This window comes from Ruegeria sp. SCSIO 43209 (assembly GCF_019904295.1).
Lineage (GTDB): Bacteria > Pseudomonadota > Alphaproteobacteria > Rhodobacterales > Rhodobacteraceae > Ruegeria.
Map to the genome: position 1 here is coordinate 1,650,234 of NZ_CP065359.1, position 15,241 is coordinate 1,665,474.

Consider the following 15,241-nt stretch of genomic DNA (forward strand, 5'->3'; position numbering starts at 1 on the left):
TATAAAATCAATCGACTCATCCGGGGGTTTCTGTTGCCCGGTTGTGCAATCTTTACTTTGAACGAGGCGCCAACATGTCCCTTGCATTTAAGAAGCCAGCACTCCGCCCACGCGGCTATTTCAGGGCACTCGGCGTTTCTGCCGCTTTGTTTGCATGTTCCAGCCTGCCCCAGATAGCGGTCGCGCAGGATCAGGGCGATGCCCCTGCGCCCAAGGTGTCGATCGCCGCAGCTTATACCGAAGAGATCACCGATCAGGCCACCTTCATTGGACGGGCCGAGGCAATCGACAAAGTCGATATTATCGCGCGCGTCAGTGGTTTCCTGGACAGCCAGAACGTCGACGATGGCTCTCCGGTGAATGAGGATGACCTGCTGTTCACGATCGAACCGGATCTTTACGAAGCCACGCTTGAGGCACGTAAAGCCGATCTGGATCGGGCGCAGGCAAACCTTGAACTGGCCAAAGTCGATCTCGCCCGCAAGGAAGAGCTGTACAAGCGCGACGCTACACCGGAATCAGAACGTGACATTGCCCGAGCCAATGAACTGGTCGCCGAGGCCGAGGTCAAAGCCGCCAATGCAGCGATCCAACAGGCCGAGCTTGATCTGAGCTACACACAGATCCACGCCCCGTTTTCGGGCCGCATCGGCCGCGTGGAAACCAGTGTCGGTGATGTTGTGGGCCCCAACAATCCGCCGCTTGTCACCCTGGTCAGCGAAGCCCCCATCTATGTGAATTTTTCGTTGAATGAGAAGCAGTTCACGTCGGTTCTTGAACAATTTGGCGAAGACCCGGCCACGCTAGCTGAAAGCAGCCAAAGCCCGAATGTTCATGTGACTCTGCCGAACGGTACTGAGCTGGATGAAACCGGCGAAATCATTTTTGTCGACAACCGCATTGATCCGCTGACCGGCGCCATTACGATCACGGCTCAATTCGACAATGCCAAGCGTCTGCTCGTTGATGGTGCCTTCGTGAACGTTCAGATCGAAGCGCTTGAGCCGACGCTGCAGGTATTGATCCCTCAAGCAGCGCTGCAGCGTGATCAGCGCGGCGAATTCGTTCTGGTCGTCAATGACAAGCAGATGGTTGAACAACGCTATATCACAACCGGAGATACCGTGGATTCGGCGATTATCGTCACAGATGGCCTGCGCGAAGGCGAAAGCGTCATCGTCGAAGGCCTGCAACGCGTGCGCCCCGGCGTCGCCGTTGATGCAGTCGTTGCGTCCGAGCAGCCGGAGAATAACTGATGTTCTCAGCCCTGTTTATCAGCCGGCCCAAGCTGGCGCTTGTCATTTCGCTGGTCCTGACCATTTTGGGCGGGATCGGTTATCTGGTTCTGCCGGTTGCGCAGTTTCCCGATATCACGCCGCCGGTGGTCAGCGTAACGGCCACCTATACAGGTGCAAATGCCGAAACCGTGGAAAACACCGTGGCCGCCCCGATCGAGGCGCAGGTCAACGGTGTGGACGACATGATCTACATGACGTCGACCTCATCGGATAACGGCTCGTATTCGTTGAACGTTACGTTCGAGGTGGGCACCGACCCCGATATCGCCTCGGTCAACGTACAGAACCGTGTGGCACAGGCGATGGCATCGCTGCCGTCCGAAGTGACTTCATCCGGTGTTGTCACGCAAAAAGCGTCAACCAACATGTTGTTGCTGGTCACGCTGACCTCGCCCAATGGCACATATGACAGTGTGTTCCTGTCGAACTATGCCTCAATCAACTTGAAAGACGCTCTGGCGCGGGTTCAGGGCGTGGGTAAAGCGGATGTTCTGACCAATCTGGAATACGCCATGCGGATCTGGATGGATCCGGACAAGATGGCCGCGCTGTCAATCACTCCGGGTGATGTGATCAATGCCATCCGCGAACAGAATATCGAGGTCTCTGCGGGCTCAATCGGGTCGCCTCCTGTGCCTGAAGGACAAACCTTTCAGTACACGATCAAGACCAAAGGCCGCCTGACCTCGGCCGATGAATTCGGAGATATTGTAATCCGTACAGGCGAAGCCGGTGCGATTGTGCGCGTCAAAGACATTGCGCGCGTCGAGTTAGGGGCGCAGTTCTATTCCGCCTCGGGCTATTTCGAAAGCGTTCCTGCGACCGTTATCGGCATCTATCAGGCCCCCGGCGCAAATGCCCTTGCGGTGTCCGAACGTGTTGAGGCCGAACTTGAGCGCCTGTCACGGTCCTTTCCCACAGATGTCGAATACGATGTTCCATTCAATACGACGGATTTCGTGGAACAGTCGCTCAATGACGTGGTCTCGACCCTCATCCTGACATTCATATTGGTGATCACAGTTGTGTTCATCTTCCTTGGCAGCTGGCGGGCGACGATCATTCCTGCAGTGGCAATTCCGGTCTCATTGATCGGGACATTTGCATTCTTGCTGGCCTTTGGCATGTCGCTGAACACAATCTCTCTGTTCGCGCTCGTGCTGGCCATCGGGATCGTTGTGGATGACGCCATCGTTGTGGTGGAAAACGTCGAGCGTATCATCGCCGACGAAGGCCTATCCCCCGCCGAAGCGACCCGCAAAGCCATGGGCCAGATCACCGGCCCCGTGATCGCAACCACGTTGGTACTGCTGGCCGTGTTCGTGCCGGTGACGTTCATGCCCGGCATATCCGGGCGATTGTATTCGCAGTTTGCCGTCACGATCTCGACCGCTGTTGTGATCTCGTCGATCAACGCTCTGACGCTTTCACCGGCCCTTTGCGGGTTGGTGCTGCGGGCGCGTTCAGGACCGCCCAAGGGGCTGTTGGCCGTGTTCGAGGGATTTATCGGCGGCATGCGCAGCGGCTATGTCGCCATTGTGCGGAAGCTACTGATCCTGCCGGTCATTTCGCTTGGGATCATCGCGGCCTTCGCGGCAGGCACCGGGACCATTATGGGCAACACGTCCAAAGGGTTCATTCCGCTGGAAGACAACGGATATCTGTTCGTCGATATCCAGCTTCCCGATGCGGCGACGCTTGAACGGACCGAGGCGGTTTCTGCGCGGATCGATGAACAGATTCAACAGATCTCCGGCGTATCCAGTACCGTTCTGGTCAATGGGTTCTCGCTGTTGAACGGGACCACTACCAATGGCGCAGCCATCTTTGTCAACCTGACCAACTGGGAAGAGCGGCAGGAACCCGAGCTCAGCGCGGATGCGATCCTGAACCAGGTTCTGGCAATTGCATATGGTGAATCTGCGGCGTCAATTGTTGCGTTCAACCCGCCACCCATTCAGGGCCTTGGTATGTCTGCAGGGGTTGAAATGGAAGTGCAGCAGACCGGTGGCGGCTCGCCGCAGGATCTGGCCTCGGCCGTTGGGTCGTATGTCTATGCCGCAAACCAGCGTCCTGAGATCGCGCAGGCCTACACCACTTTCCGCGCGAACGTGCCGCAATTGTTTGTCGATCTGGATCGGGAAAAGGCCAAAACCCTGCAAGTCTCGGTGGCCGAGATTTTCCAGACCATGCAGGCGCAGCTTGGCTCGTATTACGTGAATGACTTCAACCTGTTTGGTCGTGTCTATCGCGTAATGATCCAGGCCGAAGGGTCATACCGGAATAAGGTCGATGATATCTCAGAGCTTTATGTACGTTCCACCAAAGGTGAGATGGTACCGCTTGGCACGCTGATCGATATCGAGAACGTGCTGGGTCCTGTCCTGCTGAAGCGGCATAACCTGTTCCGCTCGGCCACTGTGACAGCGGTTCCGGCACCGGGGCTCTCCACCGGGGACGCCATCAATGTCATGACCGAGGAGTCGGCGACCGCCCTGCCCCCCGGCTATGCCTATGAATGGACCGGAACGGCGCAGCAGCAGCTGGCCTCGGGCGGCCTGGTCGTGGTGATCCTTGGGTTGGCGATCCTGTTTGGGTACCTGTTCCTTGTCGGCCAATATGAAAGTTGGACGATGCCCGTTTCGATCCTAATGTCGGTGACCGTGGCCTTGTTCGGTGCCGTCGCAGCGGTGGCAATCGTTGGCAGCGACATCAACCTCTACACGCAGATCGGGATGATCATGCTTGTCGGGCTTGCGTCAAAGAACGGGATTCTGATCGTCGAATTCGCGATGGAGCAAAGGGCCAAGGGGCTGTCAATCAAGGAGGCCGCGGCCGAAGCCGCATATCAGCGTTTCCGCGCTGTGATGATGACCGCCCTGTCCTTCCTTTTGGGCGTGGTTCCCCTGCTGGCCGCGAACGGGGCCGGAGCTGCCAGCCAGAAGGCCATCGGCGTTGCCGTGTTCGGCGGTATGCTGGCAGCCACTCTGTTCGGGGTCATTCTGGTTCCCGTCCTCTACGCTGTGATGCAGAGCCTGCGCGAGTGGGTCAAAGGCAGCAAGAACGACCCGGAACCGTCAGAAGAAGCCGCGTAAGACCCGCATTGAAATCGAAATACGCCCCGCACATCTGCGGGGCGTTTCTTTTTTTGCACGGATCAACCGATCCGCGCGCTAGTCAGTTAACAGTTTGGCCATCCAGTCGTCTATCCGGCCGATCTGCTCGAGGCTGAGCCTTAGACCCAGCTTATTGCGCCGCCACACGACATCCTGAGCGGTGCGCGCGTATTCCTTGTCCATCAGCCAAACCAGTTCGGCCTCGGTCAACGTCGCGCCGAAATCGTCACCCAGATCGCTCTGATCTTTTGCCGGACCCAGAAGGTCCCAGGTCTCGGTGCCATAGGCCCGGATCAATCGACGGGCCCAAAAATCGGTCAGGAACGGGTACTCCGCCATCAGTTTCCCGATCAAATCCTGCACGCCGTCGACCGGAAAATCCCCGCCGGGCAATGGGACGCCTGCGGTCCATGGTCCGCCAAGATCCGGGAAATGCTCTCCAATCTTCTCCAGCGCGCTTTCCGCGAGGCGTCTGTAGGTGGTGATTTTACCACCAAAGACATTCAACACCGGAGCCCCGCTCTCGGCGTCAACTTTCAGCGTGTAATCGCGGGTAGCCGCCGTGGCACTGCTTGCGCCGTCATCATATAGCGGACGGACGCCTGAATAGGTCCAGACAATATCTTCACGGGTAACGGGCTTCGCGAAGTAATTCGATGCGAAAGCGCACAGATACTCCTGCTCGGCCTCGGTACAAACCGGAGGCTCGGAGGGGTCAGAATGATCCTGATCCGTGGTTCCGATCAAGGTAAAATCCTGCTCGTACGGGATCGCAAAGATGATGCGCCCGTCTTCGCCCTGAAAGAAATAGCACTTGTCATGGTCAAACAGCTTGGGTGTCACGATATGGCTGCCACGCACCAGACGGACGCCTTCTCGGGAATTGACCCGGATCTTGGTCTGGATGATGTCACCTACCCAAGGTCCGCCCGCATTGATCAACATCTTCGCAAGGACGGTTTCGGTCTTGCCGCTATCCCGATCCCGGATCGTGACTTGCCACACTTGATCGATCCGCTCAGCCGAAAGAACCTCGGTCCTGACCATGATCTTGGCCCCGCGTGCCTCGGCATCGCGGGCGTTCAGGACCACCAGCCGCGAATCCTCGACCCAGCAGTCCGAGTATTCATAGGCGGTTTCAAATTTGTCTTGCAGCGGAGCCCCCTCGGGTGCCGCGCGCAGGTTCAGCGAACGTGTGCCCGGCAGGATTTTACGACCGCCCAGATTGTCGTACAGAAACAGGCCAAGCCGGATCAGCCAGGCCGGACGCCGCCCGCGCATCCAAGGCATCACAGTACTAAGCAACCGTGAGGTCGGTGTTTCAGAGTCAAAACGCATATCAGCGTGATAAGGCAGAACGAAACGCATGGGCCAGCTGATATGGGGCATCGCGCGCAGTAAGGTCTCGCGTTCGACCAGCGCTTCACGCACCAAACGAAATTCAAAAAATTCCAGGTACCGTAGCCCGCCATGAAACAGTTTGGTCGAGGCTGACGACGTCGCCGAGGCCAGATCGTTCATTTCAGCCAAGGTGACCGATAGGCCCCGACCTGCCGCATCACGTGCGATACCGCACCCATTTATACCCCCGCCGATCACAAAAAGATCGGTAACTTGGCTGCTGTCCGATGACATATCCAATTGATTCCCCAACGTGGCAGTTTCAAGCGCATTAGCAGCATGATGGTTCGTATCGTCAACTTTATTTTTCGATAATGTTCGTTTTAGCTGAAACAACGAATATTAATAAATGCAACTAACGAATTCCCTTGCTTAACCGCAAAATTAGAACAAAAACGAAAACTCCGGAACTCAGGACCGCCCATGTCACTATCATTTCGCCAATCGGACATTCTTTTAGTCGCCGAGCAAGAGGGCCGCGTTACTGTCGAAGGGCTGGCCGAGCGTTTTCACGTGACGGTCCAGACCATTCGCCGTGACCTGACTGAACTGTCAGAAGCTGGTAAGTTGGATCGGGTTCACGGGGGTGCCGTTCTGCGTTCTGGCGTGTCTAATATTGGATACGAAGACCGGCGCGCCCTGAACCATGAAGCCAAGACACGCATCGCTGAACGCTGCGCGGCCGACATCCCCGAGGGCAGCTCGATCTTTATGAACATAGGCACCTCGACTGAGGCCGTTGCCCGCCAATTGCTGAAACACAAAAACCTAATGGTCGTGACCAACAATATGAACGTTGCCAATATACTGGCCGATAACCCCGATTGCCAGATCGTCGTTGCAGGCGGTGTGCTGCGCAGATCAGATAGTGGGTTGGTCGGGAATCTTGCGGTCTCGACCATCCGCCAGTTCAAATTCGATCACGCGATTATCGGCTGTTCCGCATTGGATGCGGATGGGGATCTAATGGATTTCGATCTCCAAGAAGTACTGGTCAGTCAAACTATCATTGAACAAGCCCGGCAGATCAGCCTAGTTGCGGATGCTTCAAAGTTTCAGCGCACCGCGCCCGCACGCATCGCCTCATTATCCGATGTTGATATGGTTTATACTGATCTACCGCTGCCCGGCGACCTCCATCAGAAGTGCATAGACTGGAACACCAAAATTATTGAATGCTGATGCATCCTTCCGATCAGCCAGAAAGTGATTGATTAGCTGGACAACAGCGCCCGAGGATGGAACAGTTTCCAACAACAGGAGGCGCGAGCATGGGACTTTTGGGGCAGCCGCTGGGCTACTATGACTATCTGACATTTGTTGCACTTATCTTGCTGCTGGCAGCGGTGATGGCGTTGTTTCTATTCATAATGGGTCTGCCCGGACGTATCGCGATCAAACGCAATCACCCCCATGCCGAAGCGGTCAAGATCATGGGATGGATGGGATTTTTGGCGATTGTCCCTTGGGTGCATGCCTTTATCTGGGCGTTTCACGACGGCGTCACCGTCGACATGCGCCGCGGCCCTGATGAAGAACGCAAGGCCATAAGGGATGAAATCAAGCGTCTGGGAGGCACCGTCAAACCGGAATACCAGGACCCACTTGATACCGACGAAACAAAGCAAGCCTAAGGCCAAAGGAATTCAGCACTCATGTTCGTCGCCCTAGGCATCACGCTTTTCTACATTATTTTTGTCTGGTTCATCTTCTTCAAGGTGCAATGGCTGAAATTCAACATCATGTGGGGGATCGTCTCATTCTGGGTCGGCGCTCATCTGCTGCTGATCTTTTTGGTCGCGCTGCGCTTCTTTCAGCCCTTTTCCGTCGACAGCCACGTCGTGCGCTCCACCATCCAGATCGTCCCGCGTCTGACTCAGCCCACAATCCTGTCCGAGGTTTTGGTCGAGCCCAACACCTGGGTCACTAAGGGCGATCCGCTGTATAAGTTCGACGACACGGTGTTTTCGCTGGCCGTGGACAAGGCGAATGCACAGCTGGTGGCGGCGCAGCAAAACGCAAAGATCCTTGAACAGGACGTTATCGCGGCGGGAGAAGCAGTCGAACGCGCGAACGCGCAGCTGGCCTATGCGCTGACCGAACAAGCGCGATACGAGAACCTCGTTCCCGCCGGGGGCGCCCGCCAGGATGAACTAGACCGCTGGAACGAACAGGTCGCGGAAGATCAGGCGAAGATTAAGGAAGCTCAGGCCAATCTTGAAAAGGCCAACCTTGCGCTGGATTCACAGATCGACGGGGTGAATACTGGCATTCTTGAGGCTGAGGCACAGTTGGCCGAAGCCGAGTATTTTCTGGACAACACAACGATCTATGCCCCCGAAAATGGCATGATCGTTTCGCAACAAGCGCGCCCGGGTATGGTTGTGGGGGAAATTCGTCTGGGTGCCATTGCCAGCTTTGTAACCGAAGACAGCCCCTATATTCTGGCCACGTTCCGCCAGCAGAACCTGAAGTTCGTCGAAGTCGGCCAACCGGTTGAAGTCGCTCTGGACCTCTATCCTGGTGAGATTCTGACCGGAAAAGTCGAAGCCATCTGGTGGGCGACACGTCAGGGTCAATACCTGCCCTCAGGCCGCCTGCCCGGTTTTGAATTGCCGAAACTGCCCGGTCGGATCGCTGTTCAAATATCGGTCGAAGTGCCCGAGGGGCACACTTTTCCTGCCGGTGGTCATGCCGCCGTGGCAATTTACACCGGCATGGGCAAGAGCTTTGAGTTTCTGAGGCGCATCAATATCCGCCTCTATTCCTTCGCCAACTTCATCCGGCCACTGGATATCTGAGGATGCGTACGATGACACTCCGCCGGTTGTTGGGCACCGCCCTTTGCGCCGCCACCCTCACCGCCTGTACGCCGGTGGGGCCTGATTTCGTGCGTCCGAACTCTCCGGTCGTGAAGCAATGGATAGAGGTCAACAGCCCCAGCACGGGCCAGAGCGGCCTGACCTCACGCAGCGCTCCCGTTGTGCGCTGGTGGGAAACGTTCAATGATCCGACACTGAACAAACTGATCGCCGAAGCCTATGCGCAGAACCTGACCTTACAGGTCGCAGGCGCACGCGTGCTACAGGCCCGCGCGCAGCTTGGTATCGCATTTGGAGAGCTTTACCCGCAATCGCAGGCCGTGGGCGGTTCGCTCCAACGCCGACAGATCAGCGACAATCTTGGGCCGATTTCGGACATCCGGCGGATTATTCCCTTGGACACCGAATTCTCGACTTCGCAAGTTGGGTTTGATGCGCAATGGGAACTGGACGTATGGGGCCAGCAACGTCGCGGCGTACAGGCCGCGCGATCGAACCTGGCACTGCAGGTTGCTAATTATGACGACGCACTGGTCACGCTGACCGGGGACGTAGCGGCGCTTTATATCAACATCCGTTCGTTGCAAGAGGCTCTGCGCATCGCGCGGGAAAACATCACGATTCAGCAGGCATCGGCAGACCTCACTCAGCTGCGCTTTAACAACGGCGTTACAACCGAGTTGGATGTGCAGGAATCGACTGCCCTGCTCAACAACACCAAGGCACTCGTGCCCGAGTTGGAAAGCGATATCCAACAAGCCAAGAACGCACTGGCGGTTCTGTTAGGAAAAACGCCGTCTCAGATGGCGGGCTTGATCGGAAACTCGGGTCGCATTCCAACAGGGCGCAGCAACGTGGCCGTTGGTGTGCCCGCCGAATTGCTGCGGCGACGGCCTGACGTCCGCGCCGCCGAATTGGCGGCAGCCACCCAATCGGCGCAGGTGGGGATCGCGCTGGCTGATCTCTATCCACAATTCATCCTGTCCGGATCGATCGGATTGCAGGCCTCGGGTGGGCGCGATCTGTTCAGCACCAACAGCGCCACAGGATTGGCTAGCGCAGGCGTAGTCTGGAACGTCCTGAATTACGGCCGCATCAAGAACAATGTCCGCGCGCAGGATGCCGCCTATCAAGCGTTGATCGCCAACTATCAGAATACCGTTCTGACCGCGTATTCCGAGGTCGAAAGCGCGATGGTTGCTTACGCGCAGGCGCGCAAACAGGTCACCTTTTATCAGCGCAGCGTCGAAGCTTCGCGCAAGGCGGCTGAAATCGCGGTCGATCAGTACCGAGACGGCATCGCCAGCTATTCGCGTATCCTGAACACGCAGACCGCGCTATTACGATCGCAGGCGAACCTGATCGAGGCCCGGCAAGAGGTCTCTTCGAATCTGGTCGCGATCTACAAAGGTCTGGGTGGTGGTTGGCAGATTCGGCAGAATCAGGAATTCCTACCCGAGACGGTGCTGGCCGAGATGGCCTATCGCACCGATTGGGGTGATCTGTTGGAGAAAACGCCAACACGCGCCAGCTTGAACTAAGGCCTATTTCGTCAACCCGCGCAGGCCACCCGAGATCAGGATGTTAACTTCGTAGAGGATACGTGGCGCGGCCAACCCGCCGGGGCTGGCTAGATAGTTGGGGCTCCATTCCGGATCGAATTTCTGCTTGAAGGCGCGCAGGCCTTCGAAGTGGTAGAATTGTTCGCCATGTTCATAAACGAACCCACCGATCCGATTCCAAAGCGAGGCCAACTGCCGGTTTTCGATCCCTGAAAATGGCGCTGCGCCCAGTGAGAACCAGTGGAATCCCTGCTCGGACCCCCAGACCATCATCTCAGCAAACAGCGCATCCATGACAAAGCTTGGGCTGTCCGGTTCATAACGCATCAAATCCAGAGACAGTTCGGATTTGTTTCCGCCTTGAAACAGGTTCGCAAAGGCCATGATCTTGCCCGTCTCATCCCGCAGAACCGCATGGTCGAAATAAGAAAGGTAGGCATCATCAAAGCCGCCCAAGGCAAAACCCTTTTCCTCACCTGCCTTTTGCGCCAACCAATCGTCCGAGATCTGACGAAGTTCGGGCAACACCGGTGCAAGCTGTTCTTTGGGGATAATTTCGAACTTGTACCCCTCACGCTCAGCCCTGTTCTTCGCCTGCCGGAACCGTTTGCGCGATTTTCCGTCCAGCGAGAAATTCTGCAGCGGTACGCGGGCCACTTCTCCGATCTTCAGGATCGACAGGCCCAGGTCCAGGAATGTCGGCAGATATTTGGTCGATACACTGTAAAACGCACAAAGCTTGCCTTCGCGATCGGCCATTTCTCGCAATTGCCAGATCAGTTGCTGCCCCGCTTGCTCATCACCCACAGGCTCTCCTTTGGTGATCAGCGCATTGCCAGTATCGGCATAGGCAAGGAATGCGGTTTCGTCAGGCGAGATCAGGAATTGCTTATCACCCGTCAGTGAAATCTGAGATTCGGTGTCTTCGCTCTCCATCACGAGACGTTCGACAACTTCGGGGATTTCAGTCCTAACCGGCGCGGGGATTTCACGGCCGAACAGCGAGTTCACCGCCACGATGCCAACGATCACGGCCACCACGAGGCTGGACCGCAGGAATCGCGAGGCATCTCCACTCCAGGCAAAGTCCCACCACAGCGCGTTTTGATATTCGACATGGGAATAAGCGAACAATCCAATCCAGAAAATCACCGCCAGCAACGCGACGACGCTGACCAGCCAAGGGATATTTAGCCGAAAGATAGATGCACCGCTTACCCGGTAAAACGCACCCCGAAACATCGCCAAAAGGCCAATCGTGAACAGCAATGAAAGGGCTTCATGCGTATCAAGCCCTTTGGCGAGCGAGGCGAAGAAACCCGCCACCATCAAAAGCATGGCAACAACCCATGCCCGATAGAGCTTGCGGAATAGGCCACGTGAGACAAGTAGCAGTAGGACACCCACGGCGCTGCCTGCAAGATGAGATGCCTCGACAAATGACAAAGGCAAAACCTCTCGCAGTACGCCAAGGTTCTGCGTACTGGAAGGCAAAGCCCCTGAAACCAACAGGATAACTCCTGCCACAGCCGCGACGCCGGCAGCCACCATCGGGACAATGGGGCGAATTGCGCGATAGACCCAAGTGACCGCGCCCCCGATGCGATGGCGCTGTGTCAGCACCGACGCGACCGCGATCGACAGGCTGGCGATGGCAAACGGAAGGAACGTATAGACCAGTCGGTAGAGCAGAAGCGCAGCGATCACATCAGACCGGCCCGACGCCCCTAGACCAGCGATCAGAGTGGCTTCGAACACACCGATTCCACCCGGTGCATGGCTAAGGATACCCACCGCTATAGCGCCTATATAGACCGCGAAGAAATACGGGTAGCCAACCCCCAGATCGTCCGGCATGAGCACATACAGCGCCATTGAAGCGCCGAACAGATCGCCTACCGCCGCGACTGTCAGCAAACTTGCCAGCTTGCCGCCCGGCAGGTTGAACCCAAACCCACCATAGGCCAATCGCCGCCCTCCGCTTGAAAGCCAGACAAACAAGACCGCAAGCCCCGCCAACATGCTCAGACCGATCACAGTCTCCGTCGTTTCACTGATCGGCAGGACCTTGGAAATGCCATCCGGGTGTATTGTAAGCAACAGGCCCAAAAGCAGGATCAGTCCCATCCAGAACGCCACCCAAGAGGTCGCGATCACCCCGGCCACGCGGCCAAGATCAAGCCCCAGCGACGCATAGATACGGTATCGGATCGCGGTGCCGGTGATATAGGAGAATCCCAGGCAGTTCGATACCGCATAGCCGCTTGCACCGGCCATCCCCGCAACGGGCAGAGGCACTTTTCCATCGGCGACGCTCTGCACGGCAAGCACATCGTAGAACGAAAGCGACAGAAAACTGAAAGCCGTCCAGCACATCGCAAAAAACATGAATTTCCATGGTTTCGCTGCGATATCGCTTTGGATATCTGACCATTTAACATGCGCAGAGAGGTCATGCAGAACCGCAAGCGCGATTCCTGTAATCAGCAACGGAACCGCAATCTTGACCAGCGGCTTTTCCAACAGCCCCGTCACATACTCGGCCAGACGTACGGCGCGTGTCTCTTCCGTTGTCGGCTGTGTCGTCATTCCGTTCGCCCCTGCCCCGCGATCCTCAGATCAGTGTCAATTCAAAGCTTTGCACGAATTTTCCATCCGGCAAAGGGCCTAGGCCAACGCGTCACGAGCGTCCCTTGCGTGTCGAAAGCAACAGATTGGTCTCAGATCGTGTAACGCCCTCCATCCGACGGATCTGGAACAGGACTTCATCAAGCTCATCCAGTGTATCAGTTCCGATCTCTGCGATCAGATCCCAACTTCCATTAGTTGAGTGCACCGCCCGAACCTGACGCATCGCAGCGATCCGCGATCTGATCCGCTCGGTCCCGCGGCCTGCGATCTCAAGCATCATCAATCCACGAACAGGGCTTTCCGATACGCCCTGCCGTGTCACAACGGTAAAGCCGACGATTTCGCCAGACTGCTGAAGCCGCTTTAGTCGGCTGCGCACGGTTGTTCGGGTCACCCCGAGCAGTTCAGCCAGTTCCGACAACGATGCCCGAGCGTCCCTGTGCAGTGCGTTCAATAAGCGATTGTCCAGTTCGTCCATGCGTGATTACCAAATCGGAATTAGCCAATTCACTTTGACCAATTTGATCTCTTTTCTCAACTCATATCGTATCGATAGATAGACTTATGAGCAAAATGAACATCATTCTCGCCGGAGCGCCGATGGATGCCGGCAAACACCGCCAAGGCTGTCGGATGGGTCCAGATGCCTATCGGGTCGCGGGTCTCGCCCAAGCGCTGTCAGATCTCGGGCATTCTGTGTCGGACATCGGTGACACGCGACCAGATGCCGTCGACATTTCGGAAGACACCCATCTGTTCTCTTTACCGGAATGCGTGGGCTGGACACAGGCGCTAAGCCGCACGGCACAAGAGGCCGCGCTTGAAGGCCTTCCTATTTTCATGGGCGGTGATCACGCCCTGTCGATGGGCACGGTGGCAGGAATGGCGGCACATGCAGACCGTATCGGGCGCCCTCTTTTCGTGCTCTGGCTGGATGCACATAGCGATTTTCATACGCCCAGCAGCACGGCCAGCGGCAATTTGCATGGAACGCCGGTCGCTTATTTCACTGGCCAGTCAGGCTTTGACGCCTTTCCACCGCTGATATCGCCGATCCCAACGGATCGCGTCGGTATGATCGGTCTGCGCTCGGTCGATCCCGCCGAACGTGCGGCATTGGAAAAAGATCACGCGATGCTCGCCGATATGCGCAGCATCGACGAGCACGGTATCAAGACACCCCTACTGGCCTTCCTTGACAAAGTACGCGCAGCAAACGGCATCCTGCATGTCTCGCTGGATGTGGACTTCCTTGATCCCTCGATTGCGCCTGCGGTTGGAACCACTGTCCCAGGTGGCGCAACCGAGCGCGAGGCGCATCTGGTCATGGAATTGTTGCATGAAAGCGGTCTCGTTTGTTCGCTGGACCTCGTCGAGCTGAACCCGTTCCTGGATGAGCGCGGCCGAACCGCAAAACTGATGGTCGATCTTGCAGCCTCGCTGATGGGTCGTCGCATCTTCGATCGCCCAACCCGGAGCTTCTGATGATTTCTCTTCAATCTCCTTCAGCTGTCGTGATGGTGCGCCCGCACGCATTTGCGTCGAATCCTGAAACCCGCGACGACAATGCATTTCAAACACTGGCAAATCGATCTGCTGCAGCGACGTCTGCTGCCGCGCGGGATGAGCATGACAAAGCAGTAGAACAGCTTCGCGCTGCTGGTGTGACCGTTCATGTGTTTGACGACGAAGGCGAACGTGACACACCCGACAGCGTGTTCCCAAACAACTGGTTTTCGACCCATCCAGGCGGTCATGTCGCTGTTTATCCGATGTTCGTTCCATCGCGCAGACGCGAAAGACGCTCAGATGTAATTGAGTTACTGAAGCGGGAATATCGAGTGCAAGACGTCATCGACTATTCCGGCCTCGAACAGGACGACCTCGCGCTTGAGGGCACTGGCGCAATGGTTCTGGATCACGTGGGCCGTATTGCCTACACTGTTCGATCCAACCGCGCCGATCCGGTGTTGTTGGAGCGTTTCTGTACGCATTTCAACTATGAGCCGATTGCCTTTGATGCAAAGGACGCTGAAGGCCGTGATGTCTATCACACCAATGTCCTGATGGGGATCGGGACGCACTACGCGCTGATTTGTTTGGACATGATTTCCGACCCGGAACGCCGCGCAACAGTTCGGGCACGGCTGGAAGAATCTGGGCGGACTGTCATCGATCTGTCCCATGAGCAGATTGCAGATTTTGCAGGAAACGCGATTGAGCTTTGTGGCAATGATGGTCTTGTCCTGGCGTTGTCCAGCCGAGCGCTACAGGCTCTTACACCTGCTCAAGTCGCGATCATCCAAGCCAGTGCAACTCCACTGCCGCTCTCGGTTCCCACAATTGAAACAGCCGGTGGATCCGTACGTTGTATGATCGCTGGTATCCATCTTTCCCGCCGATAGGAGTCT

Annotated in this window: 11 protein-coding genes; 8 read left to right on the forward strand and 3 right to left on the reverse strand. The window is 56.7% G+C overall.

Going from position 1 to position 15,241, the window contains the following annotated elements:
- Positions 1-74 precede the first annotated feature (74 nt).
- Positions 75-1,256: an efflux RND transporter periplasmic adaptor subunit gene (locus tag I5192_RS08305; RefSeq protein ID WP_170393332.1), complete on the forward strand. Its 1,182-nt coding sequence runs from the start codon at positions 75-77 to the stop codon at positions 1,254-1,256.
- A complete protein-coding gene (locus I5192_RS08310) occupies positions 1,256-4,393 on the forward strand; it encodes an efflux RND transporter permease subunit (protein ID WP_170626018.1) in 3,138 nt (1,045 codons plus the stop codon). The genes I5192_RS08305 and I5192_RS08310 overlap by 1 nt, the downstream gene beginning before the upstream one ends.
- A gap of 78 nt (positions 4,394-4,471) precedes the next feature.
- Here I5192_RS08310 and glpD read toward each other — a convergent pair whose 3' ends face one another.
- Complete coding sequence (gene glpD, locus I5192_RS08315) at positions 4,472-6,049, reverse strand: glycerol-3-phosphate dehydrogenase (protein WP_223118166.1); 1,578 nt, start codon at positions 6,047-6,049, stop codon at positions 4,472-4,474.
- Between the two features lie 189 nt (positions 6,050-6,238).
- Between glpD and I5192_RS08320 the strand changes: the two genes are divergently transcribed.
- The 4 genes from I5192_RS08320 to I5192_RS08335 all read left to right on the forward strand — a co-directional run bounded on the left by I5192_RS08320 (position 6,239) and on the right by I5192_RS08335 (position 10,178).
- On the forward strand, positions 6,239-6,997 hold the full coding sequence (locus tag I5192_RS08320) for a DeoR/GlpR family DNA-binding transcription regulator (RefSeq protein ID WP_170510387.1): 759 nt from the start codon (positions 6,239-6,241) through the stop codon (positions 6,995-6,997).
- Between the two features lie 89 nt (positions 6,998-7,086).
- On the forward strand, positions 7,087-7,449 hold the full coding sequence (locus tag I5192_RS08325) for a DUF3302 domain-containing protein (RefSeq protein ID WP_170393336.1): 363 nt from the start codon (positions 7,087-7,089) through the stop codon (positions 7,447-7,449).
- A 21-nt stretch (positions 7,450-7,470) separates the two neighbouring features.
- Entirely contained in the window at positions 7,471-8,616 is a 1,146-nt protein-coding gene (locus I5192_RS08330) for an HlyD family secretion protein (RefSeq protein ID WP_223118167.1), read from the forward strand.
- Positions 8,617-8,627: 11 nt separating this feature from the next.
- On the forward strand, positions 8,628-10,178 hold the full coding sequence (locus I5192_RS08335; RefSeq protein WP_255612117.1) for an efflux transporter outer membrane subunit: 1,551 nt from the start codon (positions 8,628-8,630) through the stop codon (positions 10,176-10,178).
- A 3-nt stretch (positions 10,179-10,181) separates the two neighbouring features.
- Here the strand turns inward: I5192_RS08335 and mprF are convergent, their stop codons facing one another.
- Together mprF and I5192_RS08345 are read right to left on the reverse strand one after the other, a co-directional pair.
- A complete protein-coding gene (mprF, locus tag I5192_RS08340; RefSeq protein WP_223118169.1) occupies positions 10,182-12,788 on the reverse strand; it encodes a bifunctional lysylphosphatidylglycerol flippase/synthetase MprF in 2,607 nt (868 codons plus the stop codon).
- 91 nt (positions 12,789-12,879) lie between these two features.
- Positions 12,880-13,308, reverse strand: a complete 429-nt coding sequence (locus tag I5192_RS08345) for an Lrp/AsnC family transcriptional regulator (RefSeq protein WP_170393340.1) — start codon at positions 13,306-13,308, stop codon at positions 12,880-12,882.
- An 86-nt stretch (positions 13,309-13,394) separates the two neighbouring features.
- On the opposite strand from I5192_RS08345, the gene rocF reads away from it, so the two are divergent.
- The gene (gene rocF, locus I5192_RS08350; protein ID WP_170510828.1) at positions 13,395-14,315 is read left to right on the forward strand and encodes an arginase; all 921 of its coding nucleotides are present in this window, start codon (positions 13,395-13,397) and stop codon (positions 14,313-14,315) included.
- Complete coding sequence (ctlX, locus tag I5192_RS08355) at positions 14,315-15,235, forward strand: citrulline utilization hydrolase CtlX (RefSeq protein ID WP_223118170.1); 921 nt, start codon at positions 14,315-14,317, stop codon at positions 15,233-15,235. Before rocF ends, ctlX begins: the two co-directional genes overlap by 1 nt.
- The last annotated feature ends 6 nt before the right edge of the window (positions 15,236-15,241 follow it).